21 protein-coding genes are annotated in these 17,574 nt (G+C 33.1%); 7 read left to right on the forward strand and 14 right to left on the reverse strand.

Features of this window, described 5'->3' with window-relative positions; genetic code table 11:
- Nucleotides 1-75: 75 nt before the first annotated feature.
- Nucleotides 76-855, reverse strand: a complete 780-nt coding sequence (locus M1D73_RS13535) for an undecaprenyl-diphosphate phosphatase (RefSeq protein ID WP_001104301.1) — start codon at nt 853-855, stop codon at nt 76-78.
- A 132-nt stretch (nt 856-987) separates the two neighbouring features.
- Between M1D73_RS13535 and M1D73_RS13540 the strand changes: the two genes are divergently transcribed.
- On the forward strand, nt 988-1,194 hold the full coding sequence (locus M1D73_RS13540) for a hypothetical protein (protein WP_000265473.1): 207 nt from the start codon (nt 988-990) through the stop codon (nt 1,192-1,194).
- Nucleotides 1,195-1,251: 57 nt separating this feature from the next.
- Here M1D73_RS13540 and M1D73_RS13545 read toward each other — a convergent pair whose 3' ends face one another.
- The 4 genes from M1D73_RS13545 to M1D73_RS13560 form a co-directional block, all read right to left on the reverse strand.
- Nucleotides 1,252-1,632, reverse strand: a complete 381-nt coding sequence (locus M1D73_RS13545) for a nucleotide excision repair endonuclease (protein WP_001048941.1) — start codon at nt 1,630-1,632, stop codon at nt 1,252-1,254.
- 77 nt (nt 1,633-1,709) lie between these two features.
- A complete protein-coding gene (locus tag M1D73_RS13550; RefSeq protein ID WP_000185966.1) occupies nt 1,710-2,273 on the reverse strand; it encodes a GNAT family N-acetyltransferase in 564 nt (187 codons plus the stop codon).
- 32 nt (nt 2,274-2,305) lie between these two features.
- Complete coding sequence (locus tag M1D73_RS13555; RefSeq protein ID WP_001103998.1) at nt 2,306-2,878, reverse strand: YybS family protein; 573 nt, start codon at nt 2,876-2,878, stop codon at nt 2,306-2,308.
- Between the two features lie 182 nt (nt 2,879-3,060).
- Entirely contained in the window at nt 3,061-4,491 is a 1,431-nt protein-coding gene (locus tag M1D73_RS13560; protein ID WP_000169991.1) for a PQQ-dependent sugar dehydrogenase, read from the reverse strand.
- A gap of 150 nt (nt 4,492-4,641) precedes the next feature.
- On the opposite strand from M1D73_RS13560, the gene M1D73_RS13565 reads away from it, so the two are divergent.
- From M1D73_RS13565 to M1D73_RS13580, 4 genes are all read left to right on the forward strand, one after another.
- The gene (locus M1D73_RS13565) at nt 4,642-4,899 is read left to right on the forward strand and encodes a hypothetical protein (RefSeq protein WP_000587696.1); all 258 of its coding nucleotides are present in this window, start codon (nt 4,642-4,644) and stop codon (nt 4,897-4,899) included.
- A 91-nt stretch (nt 4,900-4,990) separates the two neighbouring features.
- On the forward strand, nt 4,991-5,170 hold the full coding sequence (locus tag M1D73_RS13570) for a hypothetical protein (protein ID WP_000026315.1): 180 nt from the start codon (nt 4,991-4,993) through the stop codon (nt 5,168-5,170).
- A 497-nt stretch (nt 5,171-5,667) separates the two neighbouring features.
- Nucleotides 5,668-6,618 carry an ABC transporter ATP-binding protein gene (locus M1D73_RS13575; RefSeq protein WP_121868635.1) on the forward strand — a complete coding sequence of 317 codons (951 nt, stop codon included), beginning with the start codon at nt 5,668-5,670 and terminating at the stop codon, nt 6,616-6,618.
- A gap of 1 nt (nt 6,619) precedes the next feature.
- Nucleotides 6,620-7,360 carry an ABC transporter permease gene (locus tag M1D73_RS13580; protein WP_000964516.1) on the forward strand — a complete coding sequence of 247 codons (741 nt, stop codon included), beginning with the start codon at nt 6,620-6,622 and terminating at the stop codon, nt 7,358-7,360.
- 375 nt (nt 7,361-7,735) lie between these two features.
- On the opposite strand, the gene M1D73_RS13585 is transcribed toward M1D73_RS13580, so the two are convergent.
- From M1D73_RS13585 to M1D73_RS13600, 4 genes are all read right to left on the reverse strand, one after another.
- Nucleotides 7,736-8,395 (reverse strand): protein kinase family protein, encoded by a 660-nt coding sequence (locus M1D73_RS13585; protein ID WP_000026539.1) that lies wholly within the window; start codon nt 8,393-8,395, stop codon nt 7,736-7,738.
- 358 nt (nt 8,396-8,753) lie between these two features.
- A complete protein-coding gene (locus tag M1D73_RS13590) occupies nt 8,754-9,194 on the reverse strand; it encodes an NUDIX hydrolase (protein WP_001202590.1) in 441 nt (146 codons plus the stop codon).
- Nucleotides 9,195-9,410: 216 nt separating this feature from the next.
- On the reverse strand, nt 9,411-10,526 hold the full coding sequence (locus tag M1D73_RS13595) for an NAD(P)/FAD-dependent oxidoreductase (RefSeq protein ID WP_000844381.1): 1,116 nt from the start codon (nt 10,524-10,526) through the stop codon (nt 9,411-9,413).
- A 126-nt stretch (nt 10,527-10,652) separates the two neighbouring features.
- Nucleotides 10,653-11,306 (reverse strand): YdeI/OmpD-associated family protein, encoded by a 654-nt coding sequence (locus M1D73_RS13600; protein ID WP_000110847.1) that lies wholly within the window; start codon nt 11,304-11,306, stop codon nt 10,653-10,655.
- Nucleotides 11,307-11,449: 143 nt separating this feature from the next.
- Here M1D73_RS13600 and M1D73_RS13605 point away from each other — a divergent pair, with 143 nt between their 5' ends.
- Complete coding sequence (locus M1D73_RS13605; protein ID WP_001147158.1) at nt 11,450-11,632, forward strand: hypothetical protein; 183 nt, start codon at nt 11,450-11,452, stop codon at nt 11,630-11,632.
- Between the two features lie 20 nt (nt 11,633-11,652).
- On the opposite strand, the gene M1D73_RS13610 is transcribed toward M1D73_RS13605, so the two are convergent.
- The 5 genes from M1D73_RS13610 to M1D73_RS13630 form a co-directional block, all read right to left on the reverse strand.
- Nucleotides 11,653-12,420: an arylamine N-acetyltransferase family protein gene (locus tag M1D73_RS13610; RefSeq protein ID WP_000202744.1), complete on the reverse strand. Its 768-nt coding sequence runs from the start codon at nt 12,418-12,420 to the stop codon at nt 11,653-11,655.
- A gap of 177 nt (nt 12,421-12,597) precedes the next feature.
- Nucleotides 12,598-13,101, reverse strand: coding sequence for a MepB family protein (locus M1D73_RS13615; protein ID WP_001058863.1), 504 nt, complete (start codon nt 13,099-13,101; stop codon nt 12,598-12,600).
- A gap of 108 nt (nt 13,102-13,209) precedes the next feature.
- Nucleotides 13,210-13,578, reverse strand: a complete 369-nt coding sequence (locus tag M1D73_RS13620; protein WP_000403456.1) for a DUF4180 domain-containing protein — start codon at nt 13,576-13,578, stop codon at nt 13,210-13,212.
- A 232-nt stretch (nt 13,579-13,810) separates the two neighbouring features.
- The gene (locus M1D73_RS13625) at nt 13,811-15,259 is read right to left on the reverse strand and encodes a serine hydrolase domain-containing protein (protein WP_000751397.1); all 1,449 of its coding nucleotides are present in this window, start codon (nt 15,257-15,259) and stop codon (nt 13,811-13,813) included.
- Nucleotides 15,260-15,757: 498 nt separating this feature from the next.
- Nucleotides 15,758-16,450 carry an HAD family hydrolase gene (locus M1D73_RS13630; protein WP_000540712.1) on the reverse strand — a complete coding sequence of 231 codons (693 nt, stop codon included), beginning with the start codon at nt 16,448-16,450 and terminating at the stop codon, nt 15,758-15,760.
- 447 nt (nt 16,451-16,897) lie between these two features.
- On the opposite strand from M1D73_RS13630, the gene M1D73_RS13635 reads away from it, so the two are divergent.
- Complete coding sequence (locus M1D73_RS13635) at nt 16,898-17,563, forward strand: response regulator transcription factor (RefSeq protein ID WP_000800727.1); 666 nt, start codon at nt 16,898-16,900, stop codon at nt 17,561-17,563.
- The last annotated feature ends 11 nt before the right edge of the window (nt 17,564-17,574 follow it).

Raw genomic sequence — 17,574 nt, forward strand, 5'->3', positions numbered from 1 at the left:
CCCTTAATAAAAAGAGATCCTGCCTTGTATGAATGAAACAGGATCTTAAACTAATTAACTTCTTTATCATTATACTTAAAATACATCAGTAAATTGCAACATTAAAATTAAAATACCTAATCCCCATACGTAATACGCGAATACTTTTAAAGAGTGACGTTTTAAATATTGAATCATCCATGAAACGGCTATGTATCCAAAAAATGCTGCTGATAACGTTCCGACAATTAAAGATGTACTAGAAATAGATTCTGCTTTCCCTTGAAAAACGTCTACAAATTGCAAAATGATAGCTCCAACAATGGCTGGTGTCGATAGTAAAAAAGAAAAGTAAGCAGCAGTTTCACGGTCTAATTTTCTCCATAATGCAGCGACAATTGTCATTCCAGAACGGGAAATGGCTGGAAAAATAGCAGCAGCTTGAAATGAACCGATAATTAATGCGTCTTTATATGTTATGTCATCCATTTTTTTACAACCATTCTTTTGTTTATCTGCCGTGTAAAGAAAGAATCCGGTCACTAAAAACTCCCAACCGATCGTGATTCCTGTTTTTGAAATATCTTCAAAGAAATCTTTAAACAATAAACCAATTACAACTGCGGGTATTGTCCCAACGATAAGTAATAACATGAGCTTTGAAAATGGGTTTTTAATTAAATATATAAATTCTTTTTTATAATAAATAAAAACCGCAAGTAAAGTCCCAATATGCAGCATCGTATCTAAAAATAAGCCAGCCTCATCTAATCGGAACAAATGCCTTCCTAAATAAAGATGTCCGGTACTACTGATTGGTAAAAATTCTGTTAAACCTTGAATTATACCTAGTATGAAAGCTTCTAACCAATTCATGATGGTCTCCTTTCTCTTTTGCTTGTACCAATATATGAGGGTTAAATTTTCGATATGAAAAAAACTATATTTCTCTATGAATTTACTTTTCATTTATGGATATATATGTAAAGAGGGTTAAGGAGGGTTATTATGTGGAAGCACACAAAATTCGGTAATGTATTACTTTGGGTGGGCCCTATCCTTGTATTTTTAGGACTATGTATGACAAAGGTTATTTCAGATATTCCTTTCTTTGAGGGAAAACATAAAACGGTTGGTATTGTACTTATATTTATAGGTGTAATCTGTTTTGTTGCTGCTAATCATTTGAAAAAAGGAGAAAGATATGAAGAATAAATCTAAATAAAAAACAATCCTGGCATATTAGCTAGGATTGCTTTTTATTAATGTTGATTATTTGTAGAATACTTTATCAACGTTATATTTCGCTTTGTATTCATTAATGATATATGTTTCGTAAATTTCTCTTTCTGTTGGATCTTCTACGATACATGCATCAATGCGGTATACTTCATCACGGTGATTTTTAATTGGTGAAACATTATCTTCAAAATGCTTCTTAATACGTTGTCTAATTTTACGAGCTTTACCTACGAAAAGAAGTTCGTCATTAATATTGTAAAACATAAAAATGCCGCCTTTATCTCTAGGGAACAAGTGGAAATCGATAAATCCATTAATTGGAGTAATGATTGGCTCGTCTCCTTTAATAACTTGTTTACGTTCAGTAATTGAAACATCAGCTTCAGGAATATTAATTTTAATCAAGTTCATTCACGTCCTCTTTTATTATAAAGATAAATAATAGCATACATAAGTAAGAAAAGCTATGTTCAGAGGCATATTTCATTTTATAATTCAAATATTATAGGTGTATCATGTAAACTTTTCTTCCAAATCATATGATCGCTGGATTCTCCCCAGTAATCTTTCAATACATAGCTAGGTTTTCCAAACTTTTTCGTCCATATACTTTGCGCATTTTTATATCCACTATCTAAACAATATTCTGTTATCCCTCTGCTAAGTAATGTAAGAAACATTGTATGTAGTAATAAACTCCCTATTCCCTTTCTCTGATACTCCGGAAGTATGAATACAGTTCCTATTTCATACAAATTTTTAAGTACACCACCTGTACAACTATTAATCAATGTACTTGCTGGACCGATTTCGATTGTTCCAATGATTTTATCGTTACTTGTATCAATTGCTAATAAAAAGTAACGACCTTCTCCGTTACTATCAAAATCACTTTTCAAATACTGCTTTTTTGAGTTAATTTCATTTTCTATGTCATCCAATGATTGTGACAATCCTTCATTTTTGTATGTATTCGTAATAACGATACGGAAAAATAAATATAGTTCATCTACATCATTCAAATTCGGTCTTCTAACTGCAACGTTAGTCATGAATTCAATCTCCAATCCTCATTATGCCATTGTCAATACAACACTTTATATAATCTATTCATCATTATTCTGCAAAAACCTGCATAAATCCAACAGTATAGAAAGCTCATTATAGATATTGATAAAATAATTTTTATATCCATAGTTGTATGAACAGCAGGACCAAGTACCGGAAAACGGAAAACATCGAGAACAATCATAATACCAATAATTAGACAAGTTGCTGAAAAGGAAACAATCCAAATTCTCCTCTTTAATTTTAAAAAGGATACTCCTAAGGCTAGACCTAATAAGCCTGTAGTAAAAGGAAAGACAATTAGTTCACTTGGCTCAATAATAAATAATAGAAAAATAGTAAGAATATAAGAAAGTATTCCCTCACGAATAGAATAGAAAATAGCAAAAAAAATCGGTAATGTCGAAAATGGACTAATGAGCAAACCTATACCAGGAACTAGGTTTCCTGCTGCTTGAAACATGGTGGCTAATGTACTCATCAAAGCTGTAAGTACTAACTTATTCGCAAGGGACAATTTTCTTTTATGAACAAAGCTCGTATCATGTTCTATCATCAGTTGATACCAATAACGTACAAACCAATTCATCAATATCTCCCCCTAAAGATGCCTCATTCATTACTTTCTATATTATTCATACACTAGTGGTTTATGAGCTGCTTTCTACTTGTTATGAATTACTATATAATAAAAGGCTTTTAGGGGGATAAATTGTGCGTTTTGAAACAAAATAAATTCCTTGGATTATTAAACTACGAGTGTGTATCGTATCAGGGAATAATTTCAAAAATGGTACCTTTATTAAAATCAGTTACTTTCATAGAACCGTAAACTCCTAAATATAATTTAGTTTGATTCAAATTTGTTCCTAAACTCATATAATAAGCTGCTTGCGTACCAAAATCATAATTGGTTTCAATAGCATGAAAGTCAGTATGTTTACCGTCTGTACCTGCTCTAGTATAGGCTAAAACACCTTTAACTGGCGGTCGAGAATCTTCTTTCTTAGCAAGGTCAGTAAACACTACGCTACCTGTTAAATTTGGAATTGCATTTCCCATATATGGCTGAACTCCTGTAAGGGAAGTTCCTCCAAACTTATCGGGTCTGGAATCTTGATGAAAATAACTAAGTAGAGGCAGAATACGCCTCGCTGAAGTTTGTATTGTTTCATCATAATAAGTCATTGTTCTTTCATCCAAAGTCTGATTTTCGGAACAATGCCGTATAAAAGAAGTAGGTAAATCCCCTTCCCATCCTCGCCACCCAAAATTGATAACCCCATCTTGATTGGGAGTTAACCTCATAAAATGCATTTGAACAAGTTCTGTAACCGGTATAGGTTTATATTGAATAAATGAAAAAATAGACTCTACAATATCTTGTCCGACATTTCCGGCGTATTTGATATATTGATTATAAAACCTTTGAAATGAAATGCCGGTTATATTACGTACTCCTTTTGCAATTACTGTAAGTGTTTCTTGTATAGATAAAGGGAGTTCATTAAAGCGTGTAACTACAGGAGGGTTATTTATAAATGTATTTTTACTTACATCGATTTCAATTATTTTACCTGCTATTTCTAAATCATCTTGGCTTAAATTAAATGGATCATAACCTGATCCGCCATCTCCATTTGTAAAAACAAGTTTTCCAGTCTCAGGTGAAAAGTTTAAACTATTGACTCCGTTATGATTAAAAAATGGTCTTCTTACATTCAGTAATGTTCGTCGCTTTTGAGCTTGACCATTAGATTGTAAAGTCCATTCTTCTACTGTATCAATGTGATCATATTGCGTATTTCTATTAACCCACTTTAAATTTAACGTTTTAGGGTCACAAGGATTCGGTTTAAATTGCTCAGAAAATGCACCTGGTCCTTGAGTTCCAGCTACTGAATAATGAAGATAAAATAACCCATTTTGATAAAATTGTGGATGGAACGCAAGTCCAAGCAATCCGCGTTCATCATAACCGCTACTAGAAACACCTTCTTCAAATGTACCTAATTTAATAATTAGGTGACGAATATCTAAAAATATCTTTATAACTCCATTCCCTATGTAAAAAATCTCTCCTAATTGGGTTGCGATAAATAGTCTTTCGGTCGATTCGCCTGGAAGTATTGTTGTTTTCAATACGGTTGGTAAATTTATATTATGAACAATGGGTCGTAAACTAACTTTAACTTTTGTCAATTAACTGTACACCCCTTTTTCTTCTTTTTATAGAAGAATATGATTAGAGTAGTTCTGTTAGTATCAAATAAGTCGTATTCCTTTTTATTACAATTTTGTATATAATATAATTATAAATAATATAATTATAAATAATATGGGGGACGAACTATGATAATCGTACTACAAATCATCTTACCACTAATTTTCGCAGTCTATTTATTTACCCTCTATCATAACGGGACGTATGGATCAGCTTCATTCATTTTAGCAGTCATGATAGGAATTTTCGGTTTAGAGAATATTTTTCAATATGCTAGTCTAACAGATCATGCTATTTATCCATATTGGGGCAGTTTGAAGGCTGTTGTTATCGTTTTATCAGTCGTATTTCTATTTAAAAAAGGTGGTTTAACAGGGAAATATTGATTTTTAATGCGTTACATATTTTCTTGTTAAATTGCTTTTATTTTATAAAAGCAGAAATATTTATGTAAAAACACGAAGGGATGTGTTACATATGTCTATAAATATTATTTCAATAGTATCTATCATAATATGGATTTTGTTAATTACAGAACTTATAAAACCTTCAAAAGAACAGAATGGACGAAAAATAGTAACTTTAGTAACTGCTGGTTCCGTATCAACACTTATTTTAACGGTTTCATTTATTCAAAATATCCCGTTTTGGAATTGATAGTGATATAACTAACAAAAATATGTATAAATAAAAAGATTAGGATTCACTCCTAATCTTTTTATATTTTGAGGTAGCACCATATGCCCAGTAAGCTAAGATTTTAAGACACCCCCTTAACGAGAACTTTACATTTTCACAATTATTTATGAGAATTCGGCTCGTTTTTCCGTTTTGGGGAAGAATCAATTTCTTAAGTTGATGACGATGTGGATAGTATCCCAGGTATCACAAAATGATGTGAAAAATGACAAAACTGTAAGATAACGAACTATTTTGTAAGGGAAATCACTCGTTTCATTCGCCAATTTTTTCTATAGTAAGGATAAGAAGAAAACAAATAAGATGATATGAAAATGAGTGTTAATGAAGTAAAAGGTTTAACGAAATTTTATCAATCAAAAGGTGCGGTTGCGACAAATCTGATTTTTCTTTACAGGCTGTTCTTAATGAATTCATGAAATGGGATTGTACTTATATTGTAAGGAGTGGGACTATTGAAAACAGTACTATCGGTGCAACACCTAACGAAAGAAATCAAGGGCAAGTTGATTGTACAAGACATATCGTTCGATATGGTAGCGGGAGAAATTATTGGACTACTTGGTGCGAACGGAGCGGGCAAGACAACCACGATGAAGATGATAGTTGCTCTAAGCACAATAAGTGCCGGGGACGTGCAAATTGCAGGTTACAGTATTAAAAGTCAGTTTTCTAAAGCAATCCTCAATGTAGGGGCTGTGATTGAAGCACCTGCATTCTATCCTTATTTGAGTGGGTATGAAAATTTACGACAATATCAGCGTTTGCACAAAAATGCAAGTAAGGACTGGTTGCTGGAGGTAGCCAGTCTAACCGGCATAGAACATGCGCTTGATCAGCGAGTAGGCACGTATTCCATGGGAATGAAACAACGCTTGGGAATTGCACAAGCACTACTGCGAAAGCCAAAGTTGCTTGTGTTAGATGAGCCGATGAATGCACTTGATCCTGCTGGTGTCCGTGAAACCCGGAACTATTTAAATAGAATTGCGACAGATTTGGGCGTAGCAATTGTGATTTCCAGTCATCAACTGTCTGAGATTGAGCAGATGGCACGTCGAGTGGTTATTATGCAGAATGGCTGCTTAGTGACAGAGCAAAGGATTGATGATGGCTTAAATGATGGGGAATTCTGTATCACTCTTCACATTGATAATGTTGAGCTTACAAGCGAAGTTTTGGTTAACTTGTTTGGGGAAGATCATCATGCATTGGATTATATGCAGACAGAGAAATTATCTAACGGTGTGCATACTATAACAGTAGCTCTTGATGAAGGGCAAGTTCCAATGTTGATTCGAGCATTGTGTGCTGCCGGGGTGGAAGTTCATCGGGTGTTGTCGACACATACGAGTTTAGAGGATAAGTTTTTAAAATGGACAACTGCGCGTGGTGAGGTGAGTTAAGTTGTTATGGAATGAATGTTTGAAGATAGTGAATAAAAGAATCTTTATTCTTTCACACATTGGTTTTATTGTGATGACGGTACTGTTATCTTGGGCATACACCAGTGATCTCAAGGCTGATGATACGGTGGCTCAAATAGTAAATGCTTTGCTTGGCCTATCGGGAATGCTTGTTATTCTACCTTGGGCGATTGTTTTGTCACCTCTTATTTGGACGGATGAGTATCAATATGGAACTTTGAAACAACTGTTCCTGCATACGTCCTCGCGCTCACGGTTGTATGTTGCAAAAATTGCTGCGATGATTTTGCTCATCATTACGGGTATTGTTAATATATGCATTGTTTCTTTGTTAGCGAATCTTCTGATGGCTCCCCAAAACATACAATGGGGCGACATGACGGATGTTATATATTCTATTGGAGCAATCGCATTGCAATGTTGCCTATATGCAAGTCTAGCATCCTTGATTGGCGTGTGGACGAGATCAGCTGCTATCGCAGTAGGCAGTAGCTTAGTGCTATACTTTTTACAAATGATATTTGGAGGTAGTCTCTTATCTACATCATGGACACACATTCTATTCATTCATCATGATGATTTAAGTGTCTATTGGAGCACGTCACAATATAAATCGGAATTAGTTGGCTTACTTATGTCGTTAGCGATAGATATCACCTATATTTTGTTTTTCTTTGCAATTGGATTATGGATGTTCGTCAAAGAGAGAGGAGCAGACTAAACATAACACGGAGCTAAAAATGAGCAAAATAGAATACAGTTATGTCGCTTATACCAATACTCGGGATAAGGATATGGAAGATAAAATAATGAATGTGAAACAATGATAAGTGATAAGTGATTACGCTAGTCTAGTTAACCAGCAGCAATCTAGTACTTTATTTTTTTGTCAAAGACTACCGCTGATTTTACATTAAAGTCAATAATTGAAAAGTTAGAGAAAAAGAATAAAGAGTTTGAAGAAGAAAATAAAGCCTACTGATTACTTCATGAAGTTATAAAATTAGTACCGTACATATTAGACATATCTGAAATATACGGTACTAATTTTACTATTGATTCACTTATCTAACTTAAAGATAAGTATGTGGTCCTTTTACAATTTGAATTTCTTTTTAAGCTTCTTATATTTTCTATACGAACGTCTAACAATGTTTAACATAAAATACGGTATTTTAACCGGGAAAGGTAATTTATATATGAAAGGAAAATAAAAGGTGAAATATGCCTTTTCTAGGTCTCTCCACTTACTATCTTCTTTTGTTTTTAAGAAATCAGATACATCGACTACATATCCCCTTCCTTTTTCCATCATCACATTTTTCCCGTGAACATCACAAGGAGTTAACCCTTGTTCCCTCGCATACTCTAAAGCCTCATTAATATCAAGTATTACTTGCTTAGGAATTTTAATACCCTTATGAATAGCATCGTATAAGGTAATTTCTTTTAAACGTTTCAATACTATGAAATTTTCTCCTTTATATATAAGCTTTGAATAAGAAGGATGATTTCCAATTCTTCGGTATACTTCTGACTCTTTTTCAATTCCTTCTCCTTCTCGCACGTAAACTTTCACTACCCAATCTTTGTATTCTCTGTGCATGAATACTGCGGCATAATTACCTGTTCCTAAACACTTCCAAAGTCTAGGAATATCTTTAACTACTACAGGCTCGAATTCATCCTCACTTCGGATGCTTACCTCTTTTAATAATTCGTCATTTATCAATCCCACAAAACTATTTATACTCATCATTCCCACTCCGGTTTTGCTAAAAGGGGGCCCACCCACATTTTAACGAAAATATACACTAAGCGAATTTTAGCATAAAACGAGTCATCTTTCTTCTTAAAATAAAAAGCTAACTCGTTTTATTTAAACTGTTGAATACTTAATATTTATTCCGTTATTCATAGCCAAAAACCGTACGATATAAAAATATTTCTAATTATTTTCATTTTTTCAGAGTCAACTGTATAGGGCTTTTCTTAGTACAAGTTCTCTTCGTTCATTACCCATGCCAAATCTATAAAACATTGTTTAGAAGTGTAGCAAAGGTTTGTTAATGGTTCAATTCTTGTTCCACTACTATCTTTGTTAGCTAAAACTTTTATTGTTTTAATAGTCTTTTGTTTAATTCCCACAATGCTGTTTTGTTGCTATCCCATTTCAAAAACGTTACTGCTTCCTCAAAGCATAACCATTTATAATTGAAGTGTTCTTTAGATAATGATATGTTTTTTGTAGGGACTTTAACTCCAAAAGAAAATTCTTTTATTACATAAACCTCTTCTCCCCAAAGGAATCCTCCAACTACATCTTCTACTGATAGTGAAGACACAGAATCTAATTGTATATATGGACATTCTCTTGTAATACGAGCCTCTTCAAACGCTTCCCGTTTTGCTGATTCAATAGGAATCTCACCGTCTTCTCCGCCACCAGCTATTCCTTGCCAATAACCATAATCACTTCGGTTAAAAATGGCATATTGAATAGAATCGGCAGTTTTTATATAAGGAAATATCAATACTTGATATGGTGCTCTCATTACTTAACCTCCTCTCGAAAATAAGTTTTAAATCAATATGAATAAAGAGCCGCCATCACAATTCTACATTATTAATGCAGGTTTATAATGTCGGCCCTCTATTTTTAAATAATTTTATTTTTCATAAACAGGCTTACTCTTAACAGAGGAAAAACTGATTATTTCTTGTCGAATTTGTTTAGCATGGTTTTTCCTAAATGTTAGCAGTACCCTATATTATTCAATTGCGCCAGCAACATCATAATCATTTAAATCTAATTCAATCGTTTGTCCGAGCGCTAGTTTAGCAAGTTCCGCTCCTAGATATGGACCAGCTGTTAAACCCGAAGCTCCTAATCCATTCGCAACGAGAATTCCTTCAAAGTTAGGTAGCGGTCCGATAACAGGTAAGAATCCTGGTGTAAATGGTCTGAATCCAACTCTCGTTTCAAGCATTGTAGCATTTTCTAAGCCAGGTGCAACTGTTAATGCCTTATGAAATACTTCATGTAAACCACCTGCTGTTACACGATGATCGAAACCAGTATCATTCTCATGTGTTGCACCAATTACGACATGCCCATTGTCAAACGTTAAAATATATTGATCGTTCGGTGGCATAACAACTGGCATATTTTCTGTTGCTGTATTCTCGATTTGCAGATGAACAATTTGTCCTTTTTGGAATGTAACTAAGAAATTAATTCCTAATGGTTTCAAGATTTCATTCGCCCATGCGCCTGCAGTTACAATAACCTTTTCCGCTAAAATTGTTTCATCGTTTACTGTAACTCCCGTAATATGATTTCCTTCACGGACTAATATAGCATCGCCTTTTATGAAAGTTGCACCATGTTTTTTCGCAGCACTTATTAATGCATTGCGTAATAATCTTCCATTTACTCGTGCAGCACCACTAATATGAACAGAACTATATTCGTCTGATAATGCTGGGAATAATTTTTTTGTTTCTTCAGCTGATAAGCGAGTTATTTCACCAATCTCCGGGGCATCTTCACGTCGTTTATAAGCTCGCTCTTCCATTTGATCTAACTTTTTCTCGTCAGTATGTAAACTAATTGCACCTACACGATTATATCCTGTGTCAGTTTCACCGTCTTCTTCTAATTGCTGAATTAACGAAGAATAGTAACGTGCACCACCTTTAACGATTTTATACCATGCTTTATTACGGCGCTGTGATAGCCATGGACATACAATACCTGCTCCTGCATCGGTTGCTTGCCCTAATTGTTGGCGATCCACGATAGTAACATTCGCACCTGCCTTAGCAAGATGATAAGCAGTAGACGCTCCTAAAATTCCTGATCCAACTACAATATACGATTTCATTTCAAACACCTTTTCTCTTTTGCTAATTATATAAATATAAGAACATTCCTTAGTATAATGGAAGGAATGCTTTTTTCAATGTACTCATCACAATTAATTGTTGCAGCATTGTGACTTCCTTAATCATTATTTTTTCTTCTTACGGAATAATTCAATTGTTTTATAGCCTTGTGAAAGGATTTCTATCATTTTCTCTAGACGTTTTTCACGTGTTTTTTCTTGTTTCACAGAAAAAAGATTACGTGCCCAATCTTTTTGGTATCCAGGCGTTAAACTTTGATAAAACTTAAGTTCATTCGGATGATTAGCTAATAATGCTTCAACATCTTTAATTCGATCGGTATAATCGGCAACACATTGACTCATAGCAGATGTTTTTGTTGTTTTTTTCTTTTCACGTTTTAAACCAACAACAGTAAAGACTTCATCCATACTTACCATTCGTGCAAATTTAATATCGCTTTCTCCCACATAACCATCTTCTCCAACGTTTAATGCCGGAAACATTTCATCACGGTGAATAAACGTACTATAACGCGCATTACCTTTTTTCGGATATGCGAAGAATACGTAACCTTTTTCAATTAGTAATTCTTCATTACTAATAATAAAATTCGTTTGTTTCACCATTTCATCAAGCGTTTCTACAAATATAAAGATAGCATCGTGTTCTTTTGAGAATGCAGTTTCTTTACCTGTAAAAATGTCATAATCACTTGGTTCGTTAATAACGACCATATTTGTATACTTATTAAGTTTCAATTTATCAATAACTGACATAATAATCTTCCTTTACATTCAAAATTCATTGTACATACTTTTTCGTACTGTTCTAGTGTATTATATGTATTAAGAAAATCAAACTTTAAATCGTATTATTCTGCTGCAAAAGAACATAATTCTTTACTAGATGGGGTGGTTTTATGCCATATGTAATCCGAGATGAAGGGCTAGTTTTACAAGGGGATGATGGAAAAGAACCAATTTTTCATACATATGAAGAAGCTGAGGAAACATTAAAAACATTAACTATACCGCAGTTTCCGAAACATATTAGAAGAAAACCATTTACACCAAAAATAATAAAGATAGCCGCTTCTGAATAAGAACCGGCTATCTTTATTATTCATAACTTAATAGCAAATAAAGTATATAAAAACTCTTTATATTGATCTTCTGTAATTTCACGCTTAGTTTTTTCCCCATGAATAATTTCGGTTAAACTTGTATTCGTTAATGAAATATGGCCAGAGTTCGTCAACTTTACTGCAATTGGTCCTTTATTAAAAATAGACTTCTCATCTTCTATCACTCTTCTTTGAACATCATTTACTACTATCTCATCAATAATATGTTTATAAAAAGCATGACAAACTTTCCATTCCCCAGCAGCATCTATTCTTTCTAAAACATAATTTCCTTTATTCGTATCTTTCCGTCTCACCCGGTACGAACCATTTTTTGAAGAAACCGACTCGCCCGTAAAAGGTACAGGAACAAGAGGTACTAACGAAGCTATACCTACATCAATTAAATACTGTACATTATCATAAGTTAAAATAATTGTTATATGGCCATCCTCAAGTGCCCATGCATTTATATCGTTTTTATAAACCGTACCTAATGCCAGTTGTACATCATAGCCACAGTCTCTTAAGAAATAGTAAAAAAGAGTATTTAATTCGTAGCAAAGTCCACCATGGGAACTAGTTAAAATTTTCTCTCGTAAGTTTTCCAGAGAGATTTGATTCGTATTTCGTGCTATAACATCTAAATTCTCAAATGGTATAGTGTGCGCAAACGAAAAGAGTATGGTAGGTAATTCTTCAAACGTTACATCATTACGTTTTTTAAGATTTAATCTTGTGAAAAGCTGATCTTGTAAACTTGTCATATTTAGCACCCCTTAAAAATTTATAAGTTTAAATAATATATGCTGATTGTAAATTTTAAGGGGCACTGTAACAATGTACATTTCATTTAACTGTACCGGTACAAAAATTACGATTCACATAGGAGGTGTCATTACACATGTTTTTTGTAATCACTTCTTTTTGGGGCAAATCAAAAGCTACGAATATAAATTTAATAGTTTATCTATAGGCAAATTATTACTATCACTTAAATCAACAAAATATTGAAGTTGCCACGTTTGGCTCTTTTTAGCTTGATTACTAACAGTGGTATCCCAAACAGGATAAATTCTCATTGCCATTTTCCCTGTTTGACTTTGTGTTCTCAATATTTTTTCTTTAAGAAGAATCTCTTTAGGAAAAATAAATTGCCCTAGTTTATTATCAGCAATACAAGTGATTACTAATAAATCAGGAGCAGCTTCATAAGAGAAAGCTCTATTTCGCATATTTTCATCTTTCTCCCAAAAAGAAACAAATTGACCAATTTTATTAGGTGTAACTTTTGATTTTCTAAAACGAATGGTTTTGTTATTTAAGTGGAATAAACATCCGGCATATTCTGCGTTTTGCTTTTCTTCTTTTAGATTCGTAATCATTAAGTTGTTAGGTTTGTAAACTATATTATTTAAATTTTGGATTATATTATTAAAATTGTTCAAAAAAACTCCCCCTTTATTCATCTCTTAGTTTACCACAAACATCAGTTCTTCTATATCGTATATAATTATGAACTAAGTGAAATGGGGGAATTTAGCAGGATATAATTATTACTTTAATGTACTTAGTTTTTCAATTGCTTGTTGTTCAGTTGCTAAGTAAAAAATGTCATTTCCTTTATTACATTCATAAATAAAATCTTTTAAGCTTTTACTAGTATACATAGAGAAATCTCCAACAATAGCAATCTTTACCTTATAGTTTATAAACTTTTGAAGGATATCGCCCGCAAGCCGTGTTTTTAGGTCAAAGAAATCTTCACTTATTAAAGATTTATGGATAATAATATGTTTCGCATCTACCTCATTTTGAACTGTTGCCATAGTATCTAATGCAGACTGAACATCCGATATTAATACCTTATCGTTCCTAATGACCGCAATATTGATTCCATCGATTACTACTTTCTTTATTTCCATAGTCCCACCTGTACAGAGATAATAAAGTTGTTTAATTTACAATAAAGTCATTTAAAAAATAATATAGTAGTTTAAAAATCCTTCTTCTACTAACGAGGCAGGTTAGTGGAAGAAATAGCAAGTGGGTTTAACTAGGAGAAGTGTCGATGACATTACAGAAGACACCGAGGTGTCTTCTGTTTTTTAAATTAAGGATATCGATAAATTAAGATTTATTTACTTAACATTGTACTTATTTTCGGACCGAGGCATCTAATCGGTGAGTATATACAAACCAAGTAATGCTTGCTGTTAATAATGTTGACGAAATTAAAGCTGTAAGAACACTATATGTTTGCCAAATAAGTATCGTTGACCAATCGAAGGCAAAAAACATTATACACTGGGCAATAGTAGCGATTAGGAAAATAATTGTTACGATTGTTCTCTTTTTTGTCATTGGCTGCTGCTCATTCGTTTTCCCTTTTCTTAATCCTAAGAAAAATAACAGAACGGCTAATAGGCAAAGAATAATTGTGGTAGACGACAAAATGATGTCCAAAAGCTGTGTGCCACTTATCTCATATGACTGAGTTAGATTGCCGTTTAATATATTTTTAACTTGTAGTACCAGGTTTATATTGGTATTTGCGCCGTTGCTCAGTAAGCAGATGGCTGTTCTTTCATTTGGCAGTATGGCTACTTTGGTACTAAAATTTGGATTACCCCCAGTGTGTTCTATAAACGTTTGTTCGGCGTTTACCGACCAACCTGCCGCATAATACATATCATTGACAGCCGAAACAGACATATCACCTCTATGTGATTTTTCGATGGCCCTGTGAAATATTTCGGGTATGTCCTGCACGATACCCATCTGTATGCCCATCCAACGCGCCATATCTTTTGTATTAGAAATGATATAGCCGGCAGGTTTATTCCCGGTATAATACGGAGCGTTAAATGGAGTTGTTATAAAAAAGGAAGAACGGTAACCCTGTGCTAACTGTCCAGTGGCTTGAGCATCTTCTTTATAAACATACGTCTGGTGAAGACCTAAGGGTAGAAATACTTGCTCCTTCATAAAGTCTTCATAGCTTTGTCGTGATACAATCTCAATAACCAAACCCAATACGTCATAATTAACGGTTCCATAGTTATATTGTTCACCAGGAGAGAACGCCAATTCTGCATCTACCAGCGTTTCCACAGTCTTTTGCAACATATCAGGCGTATTACCTTGTGGAATATTTTGAAGATGTCTAATATTTGTTAGGCCGCTGGTATGGTGAAGAAAGTTATTTAGTGTAAGGTTTTGCATATCAACAGGTTTACCTTGATACTTTAACGTAAACCAAGGTAAATATTTTTGGATAGGGTCAGTCATTGATAGCAGCCCTTGCTCTTCCAATAGCAAAATCCCCATACCAGTAAAAGCTTTACTCACCGAGGCCAACTCATAGAGTGTATTTTCACTTGCAGACAGTCCCTTTTCAAGATCTGCATACCCAGAAGAAAAGTAGAACACTTCACCATCAGCAAGTATTGAGAGTGACATTCCAGGCACACCTGACGTACGACAGGCATCATCTAGCAATGCTTGTATTGCCACAGATTTCGAATCTGACAACGCATAACTTTGTGTTACGAATCCTGAGAATAATATAAATATCGTTAATACAAAAACAATAGTCTTTTTCATACACTCTCCTTTCTGAAGAATTATAAGGGTATAAATAACTTGTTTTTATAACTATAAACTAAATTCTGATTTATATTTCTATTTATCTATATAATATCAAATAATTGTGAAGAGTTACACTTAAACTAACGGGGGCGTTAGTTTAATAAGAAGTAAACAACTTTATTATTCATTTTTTAAGCATTACATAAGCAGATGGATATAATTTGAAACAACTTTAAAGAGCCTTGCTGCATATAGAATGTAGTAAGGCTCTTATCTTTTTTAATCAAAATTCAATAACTTTATTATCACTATACACCACCCCTTTATAATTTACACAGTATGAGTAAAATTGTTTTACAAAACTTCGTATTAATCATAGATTAAATTAGCCACAGCTATTAAAATCGCCTCTATTTTTTGTTGTAAATATCTATTTTTTATTACTAATACGGTCAATGAAATTAATGATAGTTTCTCTTTTTTATATTTTTTAATATATATATGGGATTACTTTTACTTGTTATAAAAATATTGTGGAGTAACATAACTTAACAAACTATCCAAAGTGTTAATCTCGGCATATGGTTGTATTTTGGTAGTATTCTTGATTTTCTGAGGGTTAAACCACACACCTTTTATATTTGCATTTTGAGGACCAGCAATATCCTTTTCTAAGTCATCCCCAACAAATAAAGTATTTTCCGGTTGTAAATTTAACTTATTTAATGCTAGTTCGAATATACGTTTATCAGGTTTACTAAATCCCACTTCTTCAGAAATAATGATTGTTTCAAAATACTTATTTAAATTCGTGTTAAATATTTTAGCTTTTTGCCTCTGAGTTGAGCCATTTGTTATAATTCCAACTTTACAGTGCTTCTTTATTTGATTTAAGAAATGAATAGTATTTTGGTCTATTGAAAAACATCTAGGGAAATTATTATTCCAAAAATCTTGGATGTAATTGCGTGGCAATCTATACCTTGGCGTGAATTCATCAAACAATGATTCTAAAACTGTCGTTTTATTACTTATGCCATATTCTCTTTTATCGTATTCTTTGAATTTCTGTAACATGTTGCTTTTAGCCGCACCATCTACATTTTCATAACACTTTTCTAAAACAATTAAAAATAATGCCTCTACTGCTTTATCCCTATCAAGTAATGTATCATCTAAATCAAACAGCATCGCTTTATAACCCATCAAATCATTTCACAACCTTTCTAGCATTATATAAATCTCTCCAAGTTTGTACCTTTAAACTTTTGGTTTAGCAAGAACATTGTTATGTAGTGATTAACGATTAAATAGAAACTAGATGAAAGAAATCCAAAGTTCTCGGCGCACACTCTAGTATTACGGTAGCTTCTTCTATATTGAAATTCCTTTTCCTCTTTTGGTAAAGAAGCAAAAGTATATTTTCGCGAATTTTAAGAAACTACATACAATTCACGTTATTATACATTAGTTTTTCGTAAATATTAATCGTACATCAATTCATACGATAAGTTTTTTAAAACAATTATTTCTCCATAAAAAAGTAATATAGCTAATAATATTTTTTAGTAGTAAACGTCCTATGAAGTTTACTACTGTATCTCCACATAAACTCCAGATAGTACGGCTATAATGACTACCAGAGGTGATATTATGAAAAACTATCATATTCTCGTGGTAGAGGACGATCAAGAAATTCAGGAATTAATTAAACAATTTTTAATGACACAGCATTATACAGTGGTAGTCGCTTCAGATGGACTAGAGGGTATGACACAATTTAATAAGCAATCATTTGATTTAATTCTTCTAGATGTCATGATGCCCAATCTTAATGGGTTTGAAGTTTCTAAAATGATTCGAAGTCAGTCAAACGTACCAATTATTATGCTAACTGCGTTGGAAGAAGAGGAAGATCAAATGAAAGGATTCGACCTTGGGATCGATGATTATATAACAAAGCCCTTTTCATTTCATGTTTTGATTAGACGAGTCGAAGCTGTACTTAGAAGAAGTTATGATAAAAATGTAAATAATCATTTGATATTTAAAGAAGTGCGTATCGATGTGGATGCATATAGAGTATATGTAAATGACGTTGAAATTATATTAACGACAAAAGAGTTTGAAATTCTACAACTACTATTTCAAAATGAGAGAAAAGTACTTACAAGAGAAAATATCGTAGAGAAGGTTTGGGGGTACGATTATTTTGGAGAAACACGAATAATTGATACACATATTAAAAATCTACGTAAAAAATTAGCTATCCCTTATATTAAAACAATAAAGGGTATTGGTTATAAAATTGATGAATAGTATTGTGAAAC

The organism is Bacillus sp. PK3-067, assembly GCF_056738645.1.

What these genes read in the sequence shown, in the direction of transcription:
- M1D73_RS13535 (WP_001104301.1), bottom strand. Translation starts at nt 855, where the DNA reads ATGAATTGGTTAGAAGCTTTCATACTAGGTATAATTCAAGGTTTAACA.
- M1D73_RS13540 (WP_000265473.1), top strand. Translation starts at nt 988, where the DNA reads ATGTGGAAGCACACAAAATTCGGTAATGTATTACTTTGGGTGGGCCCT.
- M1D73_RS13545 (WP_001048941.1), bottom strand. Translation starts at nt 1,632, where the DNA reads ATGAACTTGATTAAAATTAATATTCCTGAAGCTGATGTTTCAATTACT.
- M1D73_RS13550 (WP_000185966.1), bottom strand. Translation starts at nt 2,273, where the DNA reads ATGACTAACGTTGCAGTTAGAAGACCGAATTTGAATGATGTAGATGAA.
- M1D73_RS13555 (WP_001103998.1), bottom strand. Translation starts at nt 2,878, where the DNA reads ATGAATTGGTTTGTACGTTATTGGTATCAACTGATGATAGAACATGAT.
- M1D73_RS13565 (WP_000587696.1), top strand. Translation starts at nt 4,642, where the DNA reads ATGATAATCGTACTACAAATCATCTTACCACTAATTTTCGCAGTCTAT.
- M1D73_RS13570 (WP_000026315.1), top strand. Translation starts at nt 4,991, where the DNA reads ATGTCTATAAATATTATTTCAATAGTATCTATCATAATATGGATTTTG.
- M1D73_RS13585 (WP_000026539.1), bottom strand. Translation starts at nt 8,395, where the DNA reads ATGAGTATAAATAGTTTTGTGGGATTGATAAATGACGAATTATTAAAA.
- M1D73_RS13590 (WP_001202590.1), bottom strand. Translation starts at nt 9,194, where the DNA reads ATGAGAGCACCATATCAAGTATTGATATTTCCTTATATAAAAACTGCC.
- M1D73_RS13595 (WP_000844381.1), bottom strand. Translation starts at nt 10,526, where the DNA reads ATGAAATCGTATATTGTAGTTGGATCAGGAATTTTAGGAGCGTCTACT.
- M1D73_RS13600 (WP_000110847.1), bottom strand. Translation starts at nt 11,306, where the DNA reads ATGTCAGTTATTGATAAATTGAAACTTAATAAGTATACAAATATGGTC.
- M1D73_RS13605 (WP_001147158.1), top strand. Translation starts at nt 11,450, where the DNA reads ATGCCATATGTAATCCGAGATGAAGGGCTAGTTTTACAAGGGGATGAT.
- M1D73_RS13610 (WP_000202744.1), bottom strand. Translation starts at nt 12,420, where the DNA reads ATGACAAGTTTACAAGATCAGCTTTTCACAAGATTAAATCTTAAAAAA.
- M1D73_RS13620 (WP_000403456.1), bottom strand. Translation starts at nt 13,578, where the DNA reads ATGGAAATAAAGAAAGTAGTAATCGATGGAATCAATATTGCGGTCATT.
- M1D73_RS13625 (WP_000751397.1), bottom strand. Translation starts at nt 15,259, where the DNA reads ATGAAAAAGACTATTGTTTTTGTATTAACGATATTTATATTATTCTCA.
- M1D73_RS13630 (WP_000540712.1), bottom strand. Translation starts at nt 16,450, where the DNA reads ATGGGTTATAAAGCGATGCTGTTTGATTTAGATGATACATTACTTGAT.
- M1D73_RS13635 (WP_000800727.1), top strand. Translation starts at nt 16,898, where the DNA reads ATGAAAAACTATCATATTCTCGTGGTAGAGGACGATCAAGAAATTCAG.